The 22,792-nt window shown below is 69.5% G+C and carries 15 protein-coding genes; 4 read left to right on the forward strand and 11 right to left on the reverse strand.

Going from position 1 to position 22,792, the window contains the following annotated elements; translation table 11 throughout:
* Positions 1-62: 62 nt before the first annotated feature.
* Positions 63-1,229, reverse strand: coding sequence for a peptidoglycan DD-metalloendopeptidase family protein (locus KBX34_RS12085; protein WP_231927294.1), 1,167 nt, complete (start codon positions 1,227-1,229; stop codon positions 63-65).
* A gap of 273 nt (positions 1,230-1,502) precedes the next feature.
* Here KBX34_RS12085 and KBX34_RS12090 point away from each other — a divergent pair, with 273 nt between their 5' ends.
* From KBX34_RS12090 to KBX34_RS12100, 3 genes are all read left to right on the forward strand, one after another.
* Complete coding sequence (locus KBX34_RS12090; RefSeq protein ID WP_210925005.1) at positions 1,503-2,150, forward strand: ABC transporter ATP-binding protein; 648 nt, start codon at positions 1,503-1,505, stop codon at positions 2,148-2,150.
* A gap of 78 nt (positions 2,151-2,228) precedes the next feature.
* Positions 2,229-5,267, forward strand: a complete 3,039-nt coding sequence (locus KBX34_RS12095; protein WP_210925006.1) for an FtsX-like permease family protein — start codon at positions 2,229-2,231, stop codon at positions 5,265-5,267.
* A complete protein-coding gene (locus KBX34_RS12100) occupies positions 5,264-6,202 on the forward strand; it encodes an ABC transporter ATP-binding protein (RefSeq protein ID WP_210925010.1) in 939 nt (312 codons plus the stop codon). The genes KBX34_RS12095 and KBX34_RS12100 overlap by 4 nt, the downstream gene beginning before the upstream one ends.
* A gap of 48 nt (positions 6,203-6,250) precedes the next feature.
* Here the strand turns inward: KBX34_RS12100 and KBX34_RS12105 are convergent, their stop codons facing one another.
* Both KBX34_RS12105 and KBX34_RS12110 read right to left on the reverse strand, forming a co-directional pair.
* A complete protein-coding gene (locus KBX34_RS12105; RefSeq protein WP_210925012.1) occupies positions 6,251-7,234 on the reverse strand; it encodes a PD40 domain-containing protein in 984 nt (327 codons plus the stop codon).
* Positions 7,231-8,550: an MFS transporter gene (locus KBX34_RS12110; RefSeq protein WP_374223676.1), complete on the reverse strand. Its 1,320-nt coding sequence runs from the start codon at positions 8,548-8,550 to the stop codon at positions 7,231-7,233. The genes KBX34_RS12105 and KBX34_RS12110 overlap by 4 nt, the downstream gene beginning before the upstream one ends.
* 222 nt (positions 8,551-8,772) lie before the next feature.
* Here KBX34_RS12110 and KBX34_RS12115 point away from each other — a divergent pair, with 222 nt between their 5' ends.
* Positions 8,773-10,149: a DNRLRE domain-containing protein gene (locus tag KBX34_RS12115; RefSeq protein WP_210925015.1), complete on the forward strand. Its 1,377-nt coding sequence runs from the start codon at positions 8,773-8,775 to the stop codon at positions 10,147-10,149.
* Positions 10,150-10,473: 324 nt separating this feature from the next.
* On the opposite strand, the gene mmsB is transcribed toward KBX34_RS12115, so the two are convergent.
* The 8 genes from mmsB to KBX34_RS12155 all read right to left on the reverse strand — a co-directional run.
* Positions 10,474-11,724 (reverse strand): multiple monosaccharide ABC transporter permease, encoded by a 1,251-nt coding sequence (gene mmsB / locus KBX34_RS12120; protein WP_088947127.1) that lies wholly within the window; start codon positions 11,722-11,724, stop codon positions 10,474-10,476.
* A complete protein-coding gene (gene mmsA, locus KBX34_RS12125; RefSeq protein ID WP_088947126.1) occupies positions 11,721-13,259 on the reverse strand; it encodes a multiple monosaccharide ABC transporter ATP-binding protein in 1,539 nt (512 codons plus the stop codon). The genes mmsB and mmsA overlap by 4 nt, the downstream gene beginning before the upstream one ends.
* A 79-nt stretch (positions 13,260-13,338) precedes the next feature.
* Positions 13,339-14,481 carry a multiple monosaccharide ABC transporter substrate-binding protein gene (gene chvE / locus KBX34_RS12130; RefSeq protein WP_141908591.1) on the reverse strand — a complete coding sequence of 381 codons (1,143 nt, stop codon included), beginning with the start codon at positions 14,479-14,481 and terminating at the stop codon, positions 13,339-13,341.
* Between the two features lie 308 nt (positions 14,482-14,789).
* Positions 14,790-16,436: a ricin-type beta-trefoil lectin domain protein gene (locus KBX34_RS12135; RefSeq protein WP_210793449.1), complete on the reverse strand. Its 1,647-nt coding sequence runs from the start codon at positions 16,434-16,436 to the stop codon at positions 14,790-14,792.
* A gap of 208 nt (positions 16,437-16,644) precedes the next feature.
* Positions 16,645-17,631, reverse strand: coding sequence for a LacI family DNA-binding transcriptional regulator (locus tag KBX34_RS12140; RefSeq protein WP_172861988.1), 987 nt, complete (start codon positions 17,629-17,631; stop codon positions 16,645-16,647).
* Between the two features lie 415 nt (positions 17,632-18,046).
* Positions 18,047-20,149, reverse strand: a complete 2,103-nt coding sequence (locus tag KBX34_RS12145) for a family 43 glycosylhydrolase (protein ID WP_210925018.1) — start codon at positions 20,147-20,149, stop codon at positions 18,047-18,049.
* 337 nt (positions 20,150-20,486) lie between these two features.
* Positions 20,487-21,989 carry an L-arabinose isomerase gene (gene araA, locus KBX34_RS12150; RefSeq protein WP_099851814.1) on the reverse strand — a complete coding sequence of 501 codons (1,503 nt, stop codon included), beginning with the start codon at positions 21,987-21,989 and terminating at the stop codon, positions 20,487-20,489.
* 26 nt (positions 21,990-22,015) lie between these two features.
* The coding region (locus KBX34_RS12155; protein ID WP_210925020.1) for a sugar ABC transporter permease YjfF at positions 22,016-22,792 on the reverse strand (777 nt) is incomplete at its 5' end.

The following is a 22,792-nucleotide window of genomic DNA, read 5'->3' on the forward strand; positions in this document are numbered from 1 at the left end:
GCTCTCCTTGCGGTGACTGAGGTTGGCGGCCGGTCAGCCGCCAACCTCGGTGGTCGAACTCGTCAGCACCAGCCGTTGATCGGACCGTTCACACCGGTCGACAGGTAGGCGTCGGAAACCCAACTGCCGTCGCTCAACCGGTTCCAGAGCGCCGTGGTGCCGTACCGCCCGGTGTGGGAGGTGCCGTTGGCGGAGCAGGAGATGGTGACGGTGGCGCCGTCGGCGACCGAGCCGAGCGAGCCGTAGCCGGTTCCCGGCCCGGCACGTCGGGTGAGCACCCCGCCGCCGTTCGCGTCGACCACCCCCTGGTTGAAGCCGAGCGCGCCGTAGTTGTAGAGGCCCGCGCCGGCACCGGCCCAGGCCGACCCGTGCCGCGCCCCGCCCTGGTAGGCGGCGGCGCCGTTGGCCAGCACCCACTTGCCGATGTCGTGGCCGGCGATCGGCACGTACGCGCTGTTCTGCCGGAGCCCGAAGTGGACGTGGCGGCCGTAGGCCGCGCCGCCGCAGGTCACGTCGGTGCCGGTGTTACCGAGGACCGCGCCCTGGCCGACACCTGCGCCGTTGACGGAGATGCTGTTCCACAGGTGGTAGTAGTCGGTCGAGTAGCCCCGGTCGTGGATGACCCGGATCCACCCCTGACACATCGTGTACGCCGTTCCGGCCCGGGCCGCGCGGACCACCTGGTCGCCGCCGGCCAGGTCGACCGAGCTGTACGGCGACTCGCTTCCGCCCCAGCCGTGCGGGCCGCTGGTGAGCGTCCACGTCTGGCCGACGCCGAACGGCAGGGCCATCCCGGTCCGGTAGTCGCCGCCCGCGTACATCGGGGCCGGCGTGGTGGTAAGCACGCTCCTCTCCTGACCCGTCATGAGGGGCGACTCGGCGGCCAGTTCGCCGAAGGCGGCCTCGCCGTCGAAGGCGATCCGCCACCCGGCGGACTCGGACCGGGCGAGGAAGATCGACCCGGTCGGGTGGGCGTCCTCCTGTCGGGGCGCGAGAGCGACAGCGGTGCCGAACGCCCAGCGGCCGCTGGTGCGGCTGACGGTGATCCGGGTTTCCGGTCGCGCGTCGGCCGTGGACAGCTGGGAGGAGCCGAGCAGCTTTGCGGTCACCGCTGCGGTGAGCGCGGGGGTGACGGCCGCGGCGGCGGCGCTGGGCGCCGCCCCGATCAGGCTCGTGACCATCAACAGGGCCGCGGCTGTGCCGCCGACCAGTCGTCGACCGTGTCTCATCGTGGCCTCACTCTCGGATGGGTTTTCGGGCCGTCGGTTTCCGCCACGGGTGCCTCCTTCCGGATGACAACCGAGAGACAACCGTCGATATTGACGCTGATTGTTATGTAGCAAATCGTCGAAGTCAACGCACCCATCGAAGGTTTTCTACATCCCTGGATTCGCGCCCGTGCGGGCCGGTTTGGCGCACTGCACGGCCCGTGGACGAGGATTGCGCGATCCGGTCGGCCGTGGCACTGTGCGGAACGCCGGTACCGGAGGGGGCGAGCGCAGATGTTGACTCTTCAACGGGTGTCGGTCGGCTACGGCGACGCGCCGGCCGTCCTCCGGGACGTGTCGGTGACGGTCCGTCCGGGTCGGGTGCTGGCGTTGACCGGTTCGTCGGGTGCCGGCAAGACCACCCTGCTCAACGCGATGGCCGGGCTGCTGCGCCCACGAGACGGCACAGTGACTGTCGACGGGCAGGCGCTACGCGACCGTGATCACGCGGTTGCGCAGCGGATCGTCCTCGTCCCGCAGGACAACGGTCTGGCCCCGATCCTCACCGCGGCCGAAAACCTCCAGGTGGCACTGGTCGCCGGCGGCGTGGCAGCGCCGGAGGCCCGCCAGCAGACCGCAGCGATGTTGGATCGGCTGGGTCTCGCCGGCCAGGCCGACCAGTTGGTCGAGGAACTGTCCGGCGGCCAGCAGCAGCGCACGGCCATCGCTCGCGGTCTCGCGCTGCGCGGCGGCCTGCTGCTGGCCGACGAGGTGACCAGCGAACTGGACGCGGGCAATCGGCAGCGGGTTCTGGATCTGCTGCACGACGAGGCACGCCGGGGTGCCGCCGTCGTGTTCGCCACCCACGACCCGGAGGTGGCCGCCGCCTGCGAAGCGGAGCTGCACCTCGTCGAGGGCCGGGCGGAGATCCTGCGCGACTGAGGCCCCGAATAACCGGCAGGTCTCAGTCCACCCGCACGGGGCAGCGGGCCGGCGACCGAGCCAATACCGTCGGCGTTGATGCTGACCGTCATCTGGGGCGCGATCGCGGCCCGCCGTGCACAGGCCATGGCCGTGCTGCTACTCGCGGTGCTCGCCAGCGCCGCCGCAGCGGCCGCACCGAGCTATGTCGCAGCGGCCGGGCAGGCCCTGTGGCGCTACGAACTGTCCACCGCGCAGCCGAATGAGCTTCGGACGCGACTCGCCGATCCCGTGGAATATCCGGGGATGGCCGGCGATCCCACCAGGACGGTGTTCGCCGGCAAGGTCCGGCAGTTGACGCCGGCCGGTTTCGACGTCGTCCTGGGCGCCCAGAGTGGCGGTGTCGCCGCCGGTCGTGCCGGCACGGTGACCTCGAACCTGACCTATCGGGCGGGGGTCTGCGAACGTGTCACCGTGACCGGCGCCTGCCCCCGGGCCATCTCCAGGGGTGAGCTCCCCGAGGTCATGGTCAGCACGCACACCGCGGCGCGGCTCGGTGTCGCCGTCGGGGATCAGTTCACGTTCGGCGCGGTGCCGGTGCGGGTCGCCGGCATCTACCAGCCGCTGGACGTGAAGGACCCGTTCTGGCTTGGCGAGGAGTTCATCCGGCCACCCCCGGCGGACTCGACCAGCACGTCGATCCCGGGCAGCGCCGAAGACGCCATCTTCAGTGCCGAGTCCTCGCCCCTCGTCGACGAGCAGGTGATCCTTTTTCGGTCGACGGCCGATCTCTACGCCACCGAGCAGTTGCTGGACAGTCGATCGATAGAGGACCTGCAGGCGGCGGTCGCGGTGCTGGAGCGCGACGGGAGCCGTGAGGGCCTCGGGGCCGGCACTTCCCTGCCCAGTCTGTTGGACCGCGTCACGCTGCAACGCGGGCAACTGGCCGACGGTGTGGCGCTGGGCGCGGGGCTGCTCGTCCTGCTCTGCTGGCTGGTCCTCTTCGTCGCGGTCGGCTCGGCGGCCGACCAGCGGCGACCGGAGCAGGGCCTGCTCCTGCTCCGCGGGGTGCAGCGCCGACGACTGTGGGCGCTGGCGATCGGCGAGCACACCGTGCCCGTGCTGGTCGCGATTCCCCTCGGCTGCCTGGCCGGTCTGGCCGCTGCCCAACTGCTCGCCGCGCACACCCTCCCGACCCACGTCGACGTCGTGGTGGACGCGACCACGATCGGATTCGCCACCATCGGCGCCGTCGGCGCACTCGCCGCAGTGCTGCTGGCCCAGGCTCGGATGATGTCCGCGCCGGTCGTCGACCTGCTGCGCCGGGTGCCGGCACGGGTACGAGGATGGAAGGCGACCATCGGTGACGTCGTCGCGGTGTCCATCGCTGTGGCCGCCGTGGTGCAGTTACGCTCCGGCGGATCGCCCAGCGGCCTCGCGCTGGTGGCACCGGTCGCCGGAGCGCTCGCCGCAGGTGTGCTGCTGGCGCGGGTCGCGATGATCGCCGGCGCCGCGGTGGGTGCGCAGCTGCTCCTGCGCGGCCGGACGGCGGTCGGCCTCGCCCTGGTGCAGGTGGCCCGGCAACCGCGGTTCCGACCCCTGATCGCCCTGCTCACCGTTGTCGTCGCAATGCTCGCCTTCACCGTCGCGACAAGTGAGGTCGCCTCGGCCGCCTACCGCGACCGGGCGGTCGTCGAGGTCGGTGCGCCCCGCGTCGTCGAGGTCGACGCGACCTCCCGTGCACACCTGTTGACAGCCGTGCGGGCGGTCGATCCCGAGGGGAGATTCGCCATGGCCGCCGTGGTGTCGGGTTCGCCCGACGCGGCCGGCACACCGCTGCTGGCCGTGGACTCCGACCGGCTGGCGACGGTGGCCGCGCCGCATCCGTCCTACGGCGTGTCCCTTGCGGACATCGCCCGAGACATCCACCCGCCCGCACCGGGGGCACCCGTGCAGCTGCGAGGGCGACAGCTCATCATGGCTCTCTCCGCAGACTTCGACGCCGAGGTCTTCGCCGGGAATCGGGTCCGCCTCGCGATCACGATCTCCGGGAGGAACGGCACCCGGGTGGTCCTCCCCCGCGACGACATCCAGCCCGGCCAGAAGGACTACTTCCTCCAGGTGCCCGAGTGCGCGCAGGGATGCCGACTGGTCAAGGTCGAAATCGACGCTCCCGTGGTGGTCCGGAAAGTCGAGATCCACTTCGAGGAGCTGCGCACCGCCGAAGCCGACGGCGGAAGCGAGACTGTCGTACTGACCGGCGCGCAGCTCGCCGATCTGCAACGGTGGCGGCTGCTCGATCCGAACGACACGTCTCTCAACGCCGCGAGCGGGACCAAGGCGGGGCTGGTCCTCGACATCCCCGAAGCCCGGCGGGCAAGGCCGGCCGGCGTCGGTGTCGTCGATGCGCCGTTCCCGCTGCCCGTCTACCTGACCCGGTCGAAGGGGACGGGGCTCGGCGGGTCTCATCCGTACGACGGTGTCGACGGGACACCGACCAACGGGTCGGTTCGAGGCCTGGCCGACCGCCTGCCGCGACTCGGTGGCTCCGGCCTCATCGTCGACCTGGAGTACGCGGACCGACTCGCCGTCGCCAGCCAGAACGGCAACGAGGAGGTCTGGTTGGCGCAGTCGGCTCCCGCAGACGTCCTCGACCGGCTTCGCGCACAGGGTCTGGTCGTGCGAGGTGAGAAGACGATCACCCGCGTGCGAGAGGACTTCGATCGGCAGGGAGCGGCGTTGGCGCTGCGCTTCAACGTGTTCGCCGCGCTGGCCGGGGTGCTGATCGGGGCGGCCGGCCTGGTGGCGACGGCCTCCGCCGAGCAGCGCACCCGGGTGGCCATGCTGGTGGCGCTCCGCCGGCAGGGGTTGCCACCACGCGCCGTGCGTGGCGGTTACGGGTGGCCGGTCGTGTTCGCGGTGGGGTCGGGTGCTCTCGTCACCCTGGTGATCTGGCTCCTCACCCGGCGCGGGCAGCGTCTGTTCAGTGACGGCCGCTCACCGGTCCCGTTACCCGACTGGCCGGACGTCGGCCGGCTGCTGTTGTTCGCGGTGCCGGCCGTCATCCTGTTCGCCCTCACGGCGGTCGTGCTCGGTCGGATCGTCGCCGCCTCGGTGCGCCGCCGGAGCGGTCGATGACCGCCGCGCGGCAGGACGAGCCGGTGACCGCCGCACAGCCGGCCGGGGGTGTCGCCGTCACCTGCCACCGGCTGATCCACATCTACCCCACCGCCACAGGTGACGTCGTCGCGCTCTCCGGCGTGGACCTCAACATCGCAGCCGGCGAGATGCTGGCGCTGGTGGGTCCGTCCGGCTCCGGCAAGTCCACGTTGGTGGCCATCCTCGGTGGGCTCATGCAACCCTCCGCCGGGCGGGTCTACGTGGGCGACCACGAGCTGTCCCGACTCTCCTCCAAGGGTCTGGCCGCCCTGCGCGGAGCCACGGTCGGCACCGTGCTCCAGGGCGCCGAACGCAACCTGCTGCCGTACCTGTCGCTGTCGCGCAACATCTGGTTGGCACAGCGACCGGCGGCGCGCCTCGCCGGACGCCGGCTCGACCCACCGGAGGCGATCCTGGACCTGGTCGGTCTCGCCGGTGCCGGCGCGCGGCGGGTGGGCGACCTGACCCCGGGGCAGCGCCAGCGGGCCGCTCTGGCGCAGGGGCTCGCCGCCGGGCCCGGCCTGCTCCTGGTCGACGAGCCGACCAGTCAGCTCGACGTGGCCGGTCGCGACGAGGTGCTCGCGGCGCTGGCCACCGTCAACGCGGAGCGGGGCACCACAGTGGTCGTGGTGACCCACGACGGCGAGGTGGGCGCCCAGCTCGGCCGAGCGGTCACCATCCGCGACGGCCGGGTCGGCGCCGAGGGGCGTAACGGCCGGGACTTCGCCGTGGTGGCCGGTGACGGGACGATCCAGTTGCCGCCCGAGACGTCGGCGGCCTTCCCGGCCGGGACGTTGTTCGAGGTCGACCACAACGATGAGTCGATCACTCTGCGCGCCGTGGCCGCCCCGTCGTCCCTCGGCGGAGACAACGGGGTGGCCAGCGCAAACGGCGAGCCTGACCACGCCGTCTGAACCTGGTTGAACGCGTTGCCGTCGTTGCCGTCGGTGCAGCACGTTCCGTCAGGTGAGTGGAGACGGCGACTCGGCCCCGGGTATCACCAGCTTCGGTGCCCCTGACCCGTCGGCCGGGACGCTCCACACGTCCGGGCGGCCGTCGCTCTGCCGCAACGTGTAGGCCAGCGTGGCGCCGTCGAGCCAGGCCGCCTGGTCGTCCACGCTGGTCGTCTCGGCCGTCGCGGTGACCCGCATGGTCGCCAGGTCGAGGACCGAGAGACGCCAACCCTTCGCCGGGTCGGCGTCGATCGCCTCCTTGAACGCGAGCCGGGTGCCGTCCGGTGACAGCGACGGGCACTCGACGTTCTCCTTCAGCGTCTCGACCGTACGGGCCGCGAGGTCACCCCGCACGAGATACCTCCTGCCCCCGGTCGACATGGTCGCGTAGAAGCGGTTGTCGTCGGCGGTGAAGGTGACACCCCAGTAGTTCACGTCCGGGTGGCGGTAGCTCCGGCCGTCCCGGGTGACCGCGAACTCCTCGAGCGAGGCCACCGTGGCGCCGGTGGTGGTGTCGAGGATGCCGGTGCGGGTGGAGAAGCCACTGGAGGTGTAGGAGTCGCCACCGACGAACGTCGTCCAGGAGACCATCCGGCCGGAAGCCGAGACCCGGGCCCGGTTCGGCAGGCCCGGCACGCTGATCGCCCGCGTCTCGCGCAGCGCCGCGTCGAGCACGACCATCCGGTACGACCACGCGGTCTCCGGCTTCAGGCAGACACCGGTGCCGGCGGCGGCGTACACCCGGAGGCATTCCAGGCCGGAGACCGTACGCGACCCGGCGGGGTCGGCCGTCGCGACGGTGGACACGTACCGGTCGGTGATCGCCAACAGGCGCGGGCCGGGTGTCAGGGTGACCGCCTGGTCGCCGGCGGCGGGAGGCGGCGGTGGGGCAGGTTCCGCCGCCATGGCCACATAGCCGGCCGCCACACTGCCCAGCAGCACGGCCGAGGCGACCACCACACCGATCTTGGCTCGGGTCGACATCACGGTCATCGGGGCACCTTCCGGGTGATCAGGCGGGACGGGGAGGCCAGCAGGAGGAGCGTGCCGACCAGGACCCCGGCGACGGCGACGGCCGCCGCGCGGATCGCGTTCTCCGGTCCCCACGACTGCCAGGCGAGACCGAACAGGACGGAGGAGACGAGGTACGCCAGTGCCTGCCCGGTCTGCACGAGCGCGATACCGGTGGTCCGCAGCCGCGCCGGCAGCACCGGGCCGGCGAGCGCGATGAGCACGCCGTCGGTGGCCGCGTAGAACGCGCCGTACAGGGCCAGCGTCAGCGCGATCAGGGGCCAACCGTCGACCGGACCGGCCAGCAGCAGGTACGTCGCGCCGAGGGCGGTGTAGCCGCCGATCACCACGGGCAGGCGGCCGATCCGGTCGGCGAGTACGCCGAGCGGGGCGGCGAGCAGCAGGTAGGCCAGGCTGGTCCCCACCGCGAGCAGTGGAAACCAGCGCAGACCGAGGTCCTCCCGGCGTTGCAGCAACAGGTAGACGAAGCCGTCGCCGATGGTGGCCAACCCGAGCATCGCCGCGGCCAGCACCAGTCGGCGGGCGGGCCCGCCACGCAGCAGACCGAACGCCTCGCGCACGGAGACCGTCGGGTCGCTCGGCTGCTCGGTCCGGTCGCTCGGCTGCTCCGTCGGCTCACCGGCCGGACGCTCGCGGACGAAGAGCACGAGCACGACCACGGCCAGGGCGGCGATGCAAAAGCTGGTGACGAAGACCGCGTCGTAGGACTGCCCGACGACCAGCAGGACCGCGAACGCGGCGAGCGGCCCGAGGAACGCCCCGAAGCTGTCCATCGCCCGGTGCACCCCGAACGCCCGACCCAGCGCCTCGGGTGGGCTGGAGAGCGTGATCAGCGCGTCGCGCGGCGCGCTGCGTACACCCTTACCGAGCCGGTCGACGGCGATGACGGCGCCGATCGCCGGTATCGACCGGCCGGCGAGCAGCAGACCGAGCTTCGCGACCGCCGAGAGCGTGTAGCCGATGCCGGCGATCAGCTTGCGCCGCCGGAACCGGTCGGCGGCGAAGCCACCGACGACCCGCAGCAGGGCGGTGGCGCCGGTGTGGACGCCGTCTAGCACGCCGAAGGCCACCGGGCTGAGTTGCAGGCCCAGCACCAGATAGAGGGGCAGGACGGCGGCCACCATCTCGGCCGAGATGTCGGTGATCAGGCTGACCGTGCCGAGTGCGACGACGTTGCCGCTGACCAACGCGAACCGCCGGCGCCGTGGTCCGGGTCCGGGTCCGGGTCCGGGTCCGGGTTCCTCGGCGGCCGGCCGGGAGACGGTCGACAGGTACACGAGCATCTCCTCGGGTCGACGACTGACGGTCAGCCATCGTGGCGACCGGGTCGGAGGGGCCGCAAGGGACGGTGGGCGTCACGCAGACATGCGACGGATGAACAGGTGACAAACATCGAGAAGTTTCGCTGTTTGAGCGTACTGTTCATCTGGCGGCAGTGCGTCGGTTCATCGGCCTTCCTACATTCCTTGCGCTCTCCACCCGCAGAGAAGGGGTCCTGGATGGACATTCGATTCGCCCGCCCACCGCTGACGCTGGCAACGGCCGCGGTGCTCGTCGTCGCCAGCGCCGCCGTCGTCCTCACCGGCTCGGTCGCGGCGTCGGCGGCCAGCGTGACGTTCACGCCGGTCGCCGACACCTACGTCCAGAGCGACACGGCCTCCACCAACTACGGCACGTCAACGCAGATCGTGGTCGACAACTCGCCGGTGCGGCGCTCGTTCCTGCGCTTCACGGTGAGCGGCGTCAGCGGCACGGTGACCGGCGCCAAGCTGCGACTGCGCACGATCAGTGGCAACAGCGGCAGCGACGGCGGTGGCACGTTCCGCCGCATGTCCAACACGACGTGGTCCGAGACCGGCACCACCTGGAACAACCAGCCGACCATCGACGGGGCCACGCTCGGCACGGTCGGCGCGGTCAGCGGCAACACCTGGTACGAGGTCGACGTCACGGCGGCGGTCACCGGCAACGGCACGTACAGCTTCGGTGCGACCTCCTCCAGCGGCGACGGCGCCTACTACGACACCCGCGAGAGCGGGGCCGACGCCCCGCAGCTGGTGGTCACCACCGGGACCACGCCACCCCCGTCCGGGGACCCGGTGTTCGTCGGCGCCGGCGACATCGCCGACTCGGGTGCCGGCGACAGCGCCACGGCGACGCTGCTCGACAACATCCCGGGGACGGTCTTCACCACCGGCGACAACGTCTACGACAGCGGCACCGCGTCGCAGTTCAGCAGCTACTACGAGCCCACCTGGGGTCGACACAAGACGCGCACCCGCCCGTCGCCGGGCAACCACGACTACAACACGTCGGGAGCGACCGGCTACTACAACTACTTCGGTACGTCCGCCGGCCCGAGCGGCCGCGGCTACTACTCGTTCGACCTCGGCAACTGGCACATCGTGTCGCTCAACTCGAACATCAGCATGTCGGCCGGCTCGACCCAGGAGCAGTGGCTGCGCGCGGACCTGGCGGCCAACAGCAAGCCGTGCACCCTCGCGTACTGGCACCACCCGCTGTTCACGTCCAGCTCCAACCACGCGCCGTCGACGTCGACGCGTCCGCTGTACCAGGCGCTCTACGACCACAACGCCGACGTCGTGGTGTGGGGGCACAACCACGTGTACGAACGGTTCGCGCCGATGAACCCCTCCGGCGGCGCGGACGCCAGCCGGGGCATGCGCAGCTTCGTCGCCGGAATGGGCGGTGCGAGCCACTACGGCTTCGGCACCATCCAGCCCAACAGCGAGGCGCGCAACAGCTCGGCGTGGGGCGTCCTGAAGTTCACCCTGCACTCCGGCAGCTACGACTGGCAGTTCGTGCCGGTGGCCGGGCAGACCTACAACGACAGCGGCACCGGCAACTGCCACTGACCGCGTGATCCCGCTGCGTCGTCCGCGGCGCAGCGGGATCGTCTCGCGCCCGACCCTGCGGCGCTTCGCTGTCGCTTCCCTGGCAGGCCCTGGGTGTGTCCGACTCCTGTCGAGCTGCCCCGGATATGGGGCAGCTCTACAGGACCACCGACAGATGGGGTGCACCCCGCGGGGCGGCTCAGGCATCGGCGCGGGAAGCCCTCAACCAGCGTGCCGGGTGCCGGCGCGGGGCCGAGGCGGGCACGGTGTGCCTACCGACCACCCATTGACGCGTGGCCCCTGTCCGCAGAGGCGGGCAGGGGCCACGGTCGTGCTGTTGCGACGTCAGCGGGCCGTGCCGGCCCGGCGCTTGTTGTAAACGTCGAAGGCGACGGCGACGAGCAGGACGAGACCCTTCACCACCGACTGGGTCGACTGGTCGATACCCATCAGCTGCATGCCGTTGCTCATCACCGCCATGATCAGACCACCGACCATCGCGCCCACGACGGTGCCGACACCACCAGTGACCGCCGCACCGCCGATGAAGGCCGCGGCGATCGCGTCCAGCTCGAACATGTTGCCGGCGGCGGGCTGGGCGCCGTTCGACCGCGACGAGTAGATGACGCCGGCCACCGCGGCCAGGAAGCCCATGTTGACGAACATCCAGAAGTTGACGGTCCGGACCTTCACGCCGGACAGCGCCGCCGCCGACAGGTTGCCGCCGATCGCGTACACCTGGCGGCCGAAGACGGTACGCCGGGTGAGCAGGCCGTAGACCAGCACGAGGACCGCGAGGATGATCAGCACGATCGGCAGGCCACGGGCGTGCGCCAGCTGCCAGGCGAAGTACATGATGACCGCGCCGACCACGACGACCCGGGCGACGAACAGCGGGAACGACTCGACGGGTTGCTGGTAGCGGATCCGCGCCACGCGGGTGCGGAAGCCGCTCACCGCGTAACCGGCCACCGCGACGGCACCGATCAGCAGCGTGAAAGCGTCAAAACCGTTGCCGCCGAGCAGGCCGTTGAGGAAGCCCGCCGCGACCTGCTGGTATTCCGACGGGAACGGCGACAGCGAGATGTTGTCGAGCACCCGCAGGGTGAGGCCCCGGAACAGCAGCATGCCGGCCAGGGTCACGATGAACGCCGGGATGCCGGCGTACGCCACCCAGAAGCCGTGCCAGGCACCGACCGCGACACCGACGGCGAGCGCGGCGAGGACGCCCACCCACCAGGGGTAGCCCTGTTGGATCACCAGGACGGCGGACACCGCTCCGGTCAGCGCGACGACCGACCCGACCGACAGGTCGATGTGCCCGCCGATGATCAGGATGACCATCCCGATCGCCAGCACCAGGATGTACGAGTACTGGAGAACGATGTTGGTGATGTTGCCCGGGCTCAGCAGCACCCCGTCGGTCAGGATCGCGAAGAGCCCGACGATGACGACCAGCGCGACGTAGATCCCGCTCTGCCGCAGGTTGTTCAACACCAGCGCCCGCAGGTCGCTCGTCCCGCTGTGCAGGGCGGCGGCGGGCGTGCTGTCCGGGGGCGTCGGGCGCTCCGTCGAAGGGGTCTTGATGCTGGTCATCCGACGAGCTCCTTGTCCTTGGTCATCAGCTCCATGAGGCTCTCCTGAGTCGCCTCGGCCACCGGCATCTCACCGGTGATCCGGCCGGCGGCGAGGGTGTAGATGCGGTCGCACATCCCGAGCAGCTCCGGCAGCTCGGAGGAGATGACGATCACCGCCTTACCGGCGGCCACCAGCCGATTGATGATCGTGTAGATCTCGAACTTGGCGCCGACGTCGATCCCTCGGGTGGGTTCGTCGAGGATCAGCACGTCCGGGTCGGTGAACAGCCACTTCGACAGCACGACCTTCTGCTGGTTGCCGCCGGAGAGCTTGCCCACCACCGCCATGACGCTCGGCGTCCGGATGTTCATCTCCTTGCGGCTCGCCTCGGCAACCTTGATCTCCTCGTTGCCGTTCACCCAGCCCAGGCGGGACAGCCGGTCCAACGCGGCGGCGGACACGTTGCGCCGCACGTCGTCGATGAGGTTGAGGCCGTACCGCTTGCGGTCCTCGGTGACGTACGCGATGCCGTTGTCGATCGCCTCGGCGACGGTACGCGCGTGCACCTCGCGCCCGCGCACGAACAGCCGGCCACTGATGTCACGGCCGTACGAGCGACCGAACACGCTCATCGCCAGCTCGGTCCGCCCGGCGCCCATCAGACCCGCGATGCCGACGACCTCGCCGGCGCGGACGGACAGGCCGACGCCCTCGACGACCTTCCGGTCCTGGACCGGGTGCCGCACCGTCCAGTCCTCGATCCGGAGGACCTCCTCGCCGGGGGACGACTCTCGGTCGGGGTAGAAGCTGTCCAGGTCGCGCCCGACCATCCCCCGGATGATGCGCTGCTGGGTCACCTCGTCGGACTTCATGTCCAGGGTCTCCACGGCGCGCCCGTCCCGGATGACGGTGGTCGAGTCGGCGATGGCGGTGATCTCGTTGAGCTTGTGCGAGATCATGATGCAGGTGATGCCCTGCTCCTTGAGGGCCCGCAACAGGTCGAGCAGGTGCGCCGAGTCGATGTCGTTGAGTGCGGCCGTCGGCTCGTCGAGGATGAGCAGGCGCACCTTCTTCGACAGCGCCTTGGCGATCTCCACCAGTTGCTGCTTGCCGACGCCGAGCTGGATGACGGGGGTGACCGGGTTCTCGTGCAGCCCGACGGACGCCAGCAGCTTCGCCGCTTCGGCGTTGGCGAAGTTCCAGTCGATGAGCCCGCTGCGGCCACGCCGCTCGTTGCCGAGGAAGATGTTCTCCGCGATCGACAGGTACGGCACCAGGGCGAGCTCCTGGTGGATGATGACGATGCCGTTGGCCTCGCTGTCGCGAATGCCCCGGAACTGCATCGGTTTGCCGTCGAAGAGGATCTCACCGTCGTACGAGCCGGACGGGTGGACGCCGGACAGCACCTTCATCAGGGTGGACTTGCCGGCGCCGTTCTCCCCGCAGATGGCGTGGATCTCCCCGCGACGCACCGCGAGGGTGACGTCCTCCAGCGCGGTCACGCCGGGGAAGGTCTTGGTGATGCGGCGCATCTCCAGGATGGTGTCGTCCATGGTCACTGTCCTCTGTCAGGTCGGACGCGGTACACCACAGCGTCGGGCCCGGCGATGATCGCCGGGCCCGACGGGTGGCTTACTTCTTGGCCTGACCGGCGGCGACCTCTTCCGCCGTCCAGTAGCCGGAGTCGATCAGGGTCGCCTTGATGTCGTCCTTGTAGACGGTCGCGATCGGCAGCAGGTACGCCGGGACGACCTTGACACCGTTGTTGTACGTCTCCGAGTCGTTGGCCTGCGGCTGCTTCTTCTGCAGGAACGCCTCGGCGGCGTTGACGGCCTGGTCGGCCAGCAGGCGGGTGTCCTTGAAGACCGTGGAGCTCTGCACACCGTCGTTGATCAGCTTGATCGAGGCGATTTCGGCGTCCTGGCCGGTCACCACCGGGAGCTTCTTCGCGCCGCTGCCGTAGCCGGCGTTCTGCAGGGCGGTGATGATGCCCCGGGAGATGCCGTCGTACGGCGACAGCACCCCGTCGACCTTCGAGCCGTCGTTGTAGCTGGAGGTGAGCAGGTTCTCCATCCGCTTCTGCGCGGTCTCCTGCTGCCACCGCAGGATGGCGACCTGCTCGGGGGTGGTCTGCTTGGACTTGACGACCAGCGTGCCGTTCTCGATGAACGGCTTCAGCGTGTCCATCGCTCCGCCGAAGAAGTACTGGGTGTTGTTGTCATCCAGCGACCCGGCGAAGAGCTCGACGTTCAGCGGCCCCTTGGCCGTGCCCTTCGAGCCGTCCTTGTTCAGCAGGCCGAGGCCGACGAGCAGTGCGGTGCCCTGGGCGACGCCAACCTTGTAGTTGTCGAAGCTGACGTAGAAGTCGACGTCCTTGCTGCCGCGGATCAGCCGGTCGTAGGAGATGACCGGGATCTTCGCGGACGCGGCGGCCTGCAACTGGCTGCTGAGCGCGGTGCCGTCGATCGCCGCGATGACCAGAACGTCCGCGCCGCGGGTGATCATCTGGTCGACCTGCTGCGACTGCGTGGGGATGTCGTCACCGGCGTACTGGAGGTCGACCTTGTAGCCCTTGGCCTCAAGCTTCGACTTCACCGCGTTGCCGTCGGCGATCCACCGCTCCGAGGTCTGGGTCGGCATGGACACGCCGATGGTCAGGTCGCTGGGCTTGTCACCCCCGCTGCTGCCGTTACTGCCCGCACCCTCGCCACTGCACGCCGCCAGGCTCAACGCCAGTGCCGCGCTGCCCAGAGCAACCAGGAATTTCCTGCCCACGGGCTTCTCCTCTCTGGACTCCCCGCGACTGCCGGGGCCAACTGTCATCTTTCGGGTAGTGTTAGCGCTCACAAAGTTCACGTCAACACCAGAGCCGAAATACCGGTGTCACGGTCTCGTAACGGAGCATCCAGGCGAGCGTAGTCATGCGGTCGGTCAGCGGGAAGTGGTTGACGCGACGACTCACCGTCATCGGCGCGACCCCGCAGAGAGCGGTGCCCGCCGACGACGACTGTCGTCAGCGGGCACCGGCACTTCCGAGGATCAGGTGGGTTGCCCCGACCTGGTCGGTCGGCCGACCCGATCGGCTATCGCCGCGTCCACCGCTGGTTCGCCGCCCCGGTGCAGGTCCAGAGAAGCACTGTGGTGCCGTTGGCCGTGGCGTTGTTGTTGACGTCCAGGCAGAGCCCGGACTGGGCGCCGCTGATCGTCCCATTGGCGTTGATCGCCCACCGCTGGTTGGCTCCCCCGTTGCAGTCCCAGATCTGCACCTTGGTGCCGGCAGTGGCGTTGAGGGGTGCGTCCAGGCACTTGCCGAGAGCCTGGAGGGTCTGCCCGTTGAGGGTCCAGTTCTGGTTGGCGGCGCCGTTGCAGTCCCAGATCACCGGCTGGGTGCCGTTGGTGGTGTTGCTCTGCGGAACGTCCAGGCAGCGGCCGGAGGCGGCGCTCGCGAACGCTCCCGACGTGGTCGGCGGCGGAGTGGTCGTCCCACCACCGCTGACCCGGAACACCACGGTGCCGTGCGCGGGGACGCTGGCACTGATCGTCCCGCTGCTGGAGCTGGTGCCACCCGTCCACGCGTCCACCAGCGTGAACGACGAGCCGGACTTGCCGACGGCCGCGGCCGTGGTCGAGATCGTCGTCGTCGAGCCGCCCTGGTTGAACAGGGCGACGGCGACGTCACCGTTGGCGAGGGGCTTGGCCAGCACCCGACGGGTGCCGTCGAAGGACACCTGCGTCCCCTGCAACCCGAGCGAGTCCTGGTTGATCGCGATCAGGTTGGCGTTCTTGAGGATGGTCTGCGTCGCGGAGTTCATGTTCCGCACGTCGTTGCCGGCGATCAGCGGAGACGCCATGATCGCCCACATCGCGAAGTGGCTGCGCATCTCCGTGTCGTTCATGCCACCCCGGCCGACCTCCATCATGTCCGGGTCGTTGAACCCACCCGGCCTCGCGTAGGACGCCAGCGGGACGGTCACGTTGATGATGTTCTGGATGCCCATCGGGTAGCCGTTGCTCTGACCGGTGTCCCACGCGTTGGTGATGTCCTCGGTGGTTCGCCACATGTTCGCCACGTCGCCCCAGTTGCGCTGCGGGCCGGTCTTGGCGTGGATGCTGTTCGGGTTGATGCTGTAGACGATCGGTCGGCCGGTCGCGGCCAGCGCGTCACGCATCTTGGCGAAGGTGGTCACCTGGTCGTTGATGCTGCCCTCCGGCGAGCACCAGTCGTACTTGAGGAAGTCGACGCCCCAGGCGGCGAACTGGCGCGCGTCCTGCACCTCGTGGCCCCGGCTGCCGGTCGCGCCGGGGTAGGCGCCGAAGTACTGCGCGCAGGTCTTGTCGACCGGCACCTGGTACAGGCCGAACTTCAGGTTCCGGGCGTGCAGGTAGTCGCCGAGCGCCTTCATCCCGCTGGGGAACCGGCTGGGGTCGCCCTGGATGTTGCCGGAGCTGTCCCGGTTGGGGTTGAACCAGCAGTCGTCGACCACGACGTAGTTGTAGCCGAGGTCCCGCATACCGCTGCTGACGATCGCATCGGCCGTCTGCCGGATCAGCGCCTCGTTGATGTTGCAGCCGAACGAGTTCCACGAATTCCAACCCATGGGGGGAGTACGCGCCACGCCGTTGTCCAGTGCCTGCGCAGCGGGGGCGCGCAGGCCGACCAGAGCGCCGGCGAGCAGCACTCCGGCCGCCAGTACGCTCCCCCAGCGACGACCTCGGGTTATGCGGTTCATCGAGCCTCCTTGTCGGTGGCGCCCGCCCCTGACTACGATCTTGGGTCGCTGGGCCTATTGCTGGACGCCAATATTGTTAGCGTTAACAGAGACGCCCATCATGTTACGGCGACATTTCATGAGGTTCAATACCTTGCCCTCGGTGCATTGCCGAGCATCGATAGGAGTGCTCTGCGGCAATCCAACCGAGTCCGTCGACGGACGAGCGTCAGCGACGCGGTGGCGCGACGCTCTCGCGGGAGACCAGTGTCGGGGCTACGGTCTGCCGTAGTGCCCCGCCGGTGCCCGACTCGATCTGGCTCAGCAGCATCTGCAGGCTCGCCCGCGCCACCGCGTCGAAGTCCGGGCGAACGGTGGTCAGCGGTGGAATGAAGTACGCCGCCTCGGGCACGTCGTCGAATCCGACGACGCTGATGTCGTCCGGCACCCGCTTGCCGAACTCGTGCAACGCCCGCAGCACGCCCAGCGCGAGATGGTCGTTGGCGGTGAAGACCGCGGTGACCTCCGGCATCCGCGCCAACATCTGCCCACACCGGTAACCCGAGGCCGCGGACCAGTCCCCCGGCATCAGCGGTGGCGGAACCAGCCCGGCGGCCAGCAGAGCCTCCCGCCAGCCGTCGATCCGACCGACGCTGTCGAACCAGTCGGACGGGCCCGAGACGTGCCAGACGGTGCGGTGCCCCGCGTCGAGCAGATGTTGCGTCGCCGCCCGGGCACCCGCCACCTGGTCGACAGTCACCAGTGGCACCGGTCGGCTCGGGTCACCGTCGACCGTGACCAGCGGGACATCCTTCGGCAGGCGTTCCAGCGCCTCACCGGCCGACTCGACCGGCGCGATGACCACGATGCCGGCGACTCGGTGCGACAGGTGCCGCTCGACGGCCGCCGAGATGGACCGGTGGTCCAGGTTGCGGACGCTGCCGACGCTGACCGCGAAGCCCTCTTCGGCGGCCGTCTGCTCCAACGCCGCCAGCAGTGACGCGGGGCCGTAGAGCGTCGTGTTCTGTGCGACCACGCCGATGACCTGCGATCGACCGGTCACCAGCGCGCGTGCCGCGCCGTTCGGACGGTAGCCGAGTTCGGCGATCGCCGCGCGAACCCGGAGCCGGGTCTGCTCACGGACGTTGGGGTGCCCGTTGAGCACCCGCGACACCGTCTGATGGGAGACACCGGCGAGACGAGCAACGTCCGTCATCGCGGGACCGTGGACGGCCATTTCGCTCCCCCCGCTGCATCTCCGGCCCGCAGCCCGTCGACGTCGACTGGAGCGGCCCGGCCCGATCCCCCTCGCTCAGTCACCACGCCGGTGCTGAATCCCAGGTGACCAGCGCTGGATCGCCGACAGTCTACGCCAGCCACCGCCCCGAACACGGGACGGCGGTAGGGGGTCCGCGCAACGCGCCAGAGCCGCGCAACGCATCCCCTCCTGAAGTACGCGGCCAAGCGGCGTACTCCGTCGTTGCCAGACGCCACGCCGGCCTGCCCTGCGCTCCCTGGACAGAGCGTGGAGCAGGCCGGCGACGGCATCACGCGGTGGCGCGGGCTCGACGGGCCGGCGGGCACGTGCGCGCCCACGCCACCGGATCAGACCGATCCTGTTGTGACTGGTGTCACGGCGTTGTCAGGTCGAATCGGCGCACGGTGACAGCGCCACCGAGCGCCTGGGTCGCGTGGTTGAAGATGGCGAACCGGTAGCCCATGAAGAACTGCCAGTTGTTCGCCAGGGTGAGCGCGTTGCCGAACGAGGTGAAGTTGACCCCGTCCGTGCTGTACGAGAAACGCGCCTGCCGGCCCGACCCGGGTCTGATGTCGGCGTTGGCCCGCAACCAGATTCGGCCACCCGAGACAGCGGTGCTCGCCACCTCGCTGCCGGTGCTGGTGGTGTTCCAACTGCCGTCCATCGTCAGGCCGTTCTGCATGACCAGACGTGTCGACCCGTTGTCCCGTCGGACCCCGATCCAGGCCGACGAGTTGCGCAGCACCGCCAGGCCGGTCCGGTCACCGTCGCGCATCGTGGAGTAGTCCAACTCGATCGTCGCGGTCGAGGTGGGGCCCTGGATGCGGTGGGTCAGCGTGTTGCGCGCCTTGTACAGGTCGCCGGTGACGGTGGCGGTCTGCAGGTTCAGCCCGTTGTTGACCGCCCACTTGCTGTTGTCCGGGTTGTGGTTCCACTCCCACTGCGGGCCGAGGGTGGTGCCGGCGAACGTGTCGGTGCCGGTCAGCGGTTTGACCGCACGCGGCGGCGCGGGCAGGTTCGGCTTCGGGTACGAGGTGCCCCAGGTGCCGTTGACCGTCTGCAGCACCGGCCAGCCGTCGCCGGTCCAGGTGATCGGGGCCATCGCCGGCATCCGACCACCGGGGTACGCGTCGACGAAGGACATGTAGTACCAGTCGCCGTTCTGGGTCTGCACCAGCCCACCCTGGTGCGGCACACCGCCACCGGAGATCGGGCCGGGCAGGTTGAGCAGCACCTGACGCTGCTCGTACGGGCCGAACGGGCCGTTGGTGGACTTCAGCACGTACTGGCCGTTGGCCGGACGGGTGAGCCAGATGTAGTAGGCGCCGTTGCGCTTGTAGAACCGGGCGCCCTCCAGCGTGCCGATGCTCGACGGCGTGGTGTAGACCTGCTGGGCGCGAACCTGCGACTTCCCGTCCGCGGACAACTGCGCCACGCTGATGGTGCCGTTGCCGTACGCCACGTACATGGTGTCGTTGTCGTCGATCAGCATGCCGGCGTCGTAGTAGCAGTTCGGGATGGTGGTGTGCTTGCTCCACGCACCGTCGACGGCGGACGCGGTGTAGATGTGGGTCTGCGCGAAGTCGATGCACCCGGCCCAGTAGTACGTCCGGTTGCTCGGCCGGTAGTTCAACGTCGACGCCCAGATCCCGTCGACGTACGCGTTACCACCGCTCATGTCGTACTTCGAGCCGAAGTCGAGTCGGGGCACCGAGTGACCGGCGAACTCCCAGTTCACCAGGTCGTACGAGCGCAGCACCGGCGCTCCCGGCGAGTAGTGCATGGTGGACGCCGACATGTAGTAGGCGTTGTCGACCCGGATGATGTCGACGTCGGCGAAGTCCTGCCAGACCACCGGGTTCGAGTACGTGCCGGACGGCGGTGGCGTCGTGGGGTCGGTCCCGCCGTCGACGCGGACGAGCTGCCACTGCTGGTTCGCGCCGTTCCAGTCGTCGTACTGCACGATGTTGCCGCCGTCGGCGGTCGAGGCGCCCTGCACCTCCATCGCCTTGTTGCTGTTGCGGTTGATCAACCGGACGTACCCGCCGTCCGAGTCTGCCAGCCGGAACTGCTGGTTGGTGCCGTTGTTGTCGGTCCACTGCACGACGCTGGCGCCGTTGGCGGTCGAGCGGCCGGAGACGTCCAGCACCTTGCCCGACAACCTCGACTTGAGTCGGTAGTAGCCGCCTCCGGAGTCGACGAACTGCCACTGCTGCTGGTTGCCGTTGTTGCGCGTCCACTGCGTGATCCGCGCGCCGTCGTTCGTCGCCAGGTTGTACACGTCCACGGCCTTGCCGCTGTTGCGGTTCACCAACACGTACCAGGCGCTGGTGTCGACGGTGGCCGCTGACGCGGGCGACGAGGCGACGGCTACGGCCGCGCCACCGACCACCAGTGTCATAGCGGCGACGGCGAGTCTCGACAGCCACCCGCGCCGACGTGGCGCACCTCGGGGAACCCGACCGATGGAAAGCATGATCCTCCTCTGCTGACGCGAACCGAGCGGTCTGGGTCGGCGTCCGCGGCACCGGGCGGGGCACCGAGTTGACCCGCGTCCGACCTTGTGATCGCTAACACCGCCAGCCCGACCGTCGCGGCGACGAGGTGCCGCAACCGAGGGGGTGCAACGCGCGCATGGCCGGACAGTCAAGACATCGACCATCTTGGCTATAGACTGTGAGCGATAACATGCTGTTAGTCAAGACGTAACACAGTCGGTCCGCGTTCCTGCCAGGACCACGCGCGAACGGGTGGCCACCCCGGCCCGCAGGCAGGGATGTACCACCCGTTTCCGGACGCTCCGAGCGAATCGGTCAGAAGCCGCGCGCCAACCGGTAGTAGGCCTGGTTCCAGCGGATCTCGTCGGCGAAGCGGCGGGGCTGGGTGTCGGCGTCGATGACGACCAGTTCCGTGCGGCTCATCTCGGCCAGGTCGTGCAACTCCTCCACCCCCACCGCCTGCGACAGAACGGTGTGGTGCGGCGCGCCCGCGGTGATCCACGACTCCGCCGACACCGGCAGGTCCGGTCGCGGACGCCAGACGGCACGGGCCACCGGCAGCCGGCGCAGCGGCTGCGGCGGAGTGACCACGTCGATCTCGTTGGCGACGAGCCGGAAGCGCTCCCCCATGTCGGCCAGACCGAGCACCACCGCCGGGCCGGGCGCGGCGTCGAAGACCAGCCGGACCGGGTCCTCCCGCCCGCCGATGCTCAGGGGGTGGATCTCCACGTTGGGAACATCGGAGGCGATGGTCGGACAGACCTCCAGCATGTGTGCGCCGAGCACCAGTTCCTCGCCCGGGGTGAGGTCGTAGGTGTAGTCCTCCATGAACGACGTGCCGCCGTCCACGCCCACCGACATCGCCTTGAGCGTGTGCACCAGGACCGACGTCTTCCAGTCGCCCTCGCCACCGAAGCCGTAGCCGTCGGCCATGAGCCGCTGCACGGCGATGCCCGGCAGCTGACGCAGGCCCCCGAGGTCCTCGAAGTTCGTGGTGAAGGCCCGGAACCCGCCCGCGTCCAGGAACGTGCGCATGCCCAGCTCCAGGCGGGCCGCGTACCGCAACGAGTCGTGCCGATCGCCGCCGGGCAGCAGGTCGCCGCCGATGCGGTAGGTGTCCTGGTACTCCTTGACCAGGTCGTCCACCTGCGCGTCGGTGACCTGGCCGACCACCTCGACCAGGTCGTTGACGCCGTAGGTGTTGACCGAGACCCCGAACCGCAGCTCCGCCTCGACCTTGTCGCCCTCGGTCACCGCGACGTCGCGCATGTTGTCACCGAAGCGGGCCAGGCGCAGCGACCGCATCGCCGACCAGCCGAGCGCAGCACGTGCCCACGCCCCGACCCGGGCGGTGACCCGCGGGTCGCTGACGTGCCCGGCCACCGTCTTGCGGGCCACACCGAGACGGGTCTGGATGTACCCGAACTCCCGGTCGCCGTGGGCGGCCTGGTTCAGGTTCATGAAGTCCATGTCGATGTCGTTCCAGGGCAGCAGCACGTTGGCCTGGGTGTGCAGGTGCAGCAACGGCGTCTGCAACGCGTCCAGACCGGAGATCCACATCTTCGCCGGAGAGAAGGTGTGCATCCAGGCGATGACCCCGACGGCACCCTGGGCGGCGGCGTCCCGGCAGACCTGCAGGATCTCACTGCTGTTGGTCAGGACGGGCTTCCAGACCACGCGGGCGGGAATCTGCGGCGAGTCGTCGAGCGCGGCCGCGATCTGGCGGGACTGCTCGGCGACCTGCCGGAGCGTCTCCTCGCCGTACATGCCTTGGCTGCCGGTGAGGAACCAGATCTCGGGTTGGGTTTGTGGTGCCATGGGGTTGCCTTCCGCGAGAGGAACTGTCACTTGTAACGGATTCCGATGAGGCGCTGGAGGAGGATGAACGCGAAGAGCAGACCGCCGATCACGATCTTCGTCCACCAGGAGTTGAGGCTCCCATCGAAGGTGATGAGGGTCTGGATCACGCCCAGCACCAGGACGCCGAGCACGGTGCCGAACACGTAACCCGAGCCGCCGGTGAGCACCGTGCCTCCGATGACGACGGCGGCGATGACGTCCAGCTCCATCCCGACGGCGATCAACGGCGCGCCGGAGAGGGTGTAGAAGGACAGCAGGATCCCGCCGATCGCGGAGCACAGACCGCTGATGGTGTAGACGGCGATCCTGGTCCGCCCCACCGGCAGACCCATCAGCAGGGCCGACTGGGGGTTGCCGCCGATGGCGTACACGTTGCGTCCCAGCCGGGTGTAGGCCAGCACGTACGCGGCGACGGCGACCACGACGAAGGCGATCAGCACGCTGATCGAGACGAAGTTGCCCCGGGGATCACCGATCCGTTCCTGCGACATCCTGGTCCAGAACCCGTCGGTGATCGGGATGGACGAGCCGGAGATGAACGTGCACATCCCCCGGGCGAAGAACATCCCCGCGAGTGTGACGATGAACGGCTGGATGTCGAAGAAGTGGATGGCGCAGCCCATCAGCAGGCCGAGCGTCGGCCCGATGAGCAGGGCGATGACGAGCACCAGCGCCGCCGGCAGGCCCTCCTGGAGCAGCCAGGCCGACACCATGGCCGTCATCGCCACGACGGACCCGACCGACAGGTCGATGCCGCCGGT

Origin of the sequence: Micromonospora sp. M61 (genome assembly GCF_018070245.1) — a bacterium.
Classification (GTDB): domain Bacteria; phylum Actinomycetota; class Actinomycetes; order Mycobacteriales; family Micromonosporaceae; genus Micromonospora; species Micromonospora zamorensis.

Coding starts and splice junctions, on each gene's coding strand:
- araA (WP_099851814.1), bottom strand. CDS start 21,989: ATGGCACCACAAACCCAACCCGAGATCTGGTTCCTCACCGGCAGCCAA.
- mmsA (WP_088947126.1), bottom strand. CDS start 13,259: ATGGACGACACCATCCTGGAGATGCGCCGCATCACCAAGACCTTCCCC.
- KBX34_RS12145 (WP_210925018.1), bottom strand. CDS start 20,149: ATGCTTTCCATCGGTCGGGTTCCCCGAGGTGCGCCACGTCGGCGCGGG.
- KBX34_RS12115 (WP_210925015.1), top strand. CDS start 8,773: ATGGACATTCGATTCGCCCGCCCACCGCTGACGCTGGCAACGGCCGCG.
- mmsB (WP_088947127.1), bottom strand. CDS start 11,724: ATGACCAGCATCAAGACCCCTTCGACGGAGCGCCCGACGCCCCCGGAC.
- KBX34_RS12105 (WP_210925012.1), bottom strand. CDS start 7,234: ATGACCGTGATGTCGACCCGAGCCAAGATCGGTGTGGTGGTCGCCTCG.
- KBX34_RS12135 (WP_210793449.1), bottom strand. CDS start 16,436: ATGAACCGCATAACCCGAGGTCGTCGCTGGGGGAGCGTACTGGCGGCC.
- KBX34_RS12140 (WP_172861988.1), bottom strand. CDS start 17,631: ATGACGGACGTTGCTCGTCTCGCCGGTGTCTCCCATCAGACGGTGTCG.
- KBX34_RS12085 (WP_231927294.1), bottom strand. CDS start 1,229: ATGAGACACGGTCGACGACTGGTCGGCGGCACAGCCGCGGCCCTGTTG.
- KBX34_RS12095 (WP_210925006.1), top strand. CDS start 2,229: ATGCTGACCGTCATCTGGGGCGCGATCGCGGCCCGCCGTGCACAGGCC.
- KBX34_RS12100 (WP_210925010.1), top strand. CDS start 5,264: ATGACCGCCGCGCGGCAGGACGAGCCGGTGACCGCCGCACAGCCGGCC.
- KBX34_RS12090 (WP_210925005.1), top strand. CDS start 1,503: ATGTTGACTCTTCAACGGGTGTCGGTCGGCTACGGCGACGCGCCGGCC.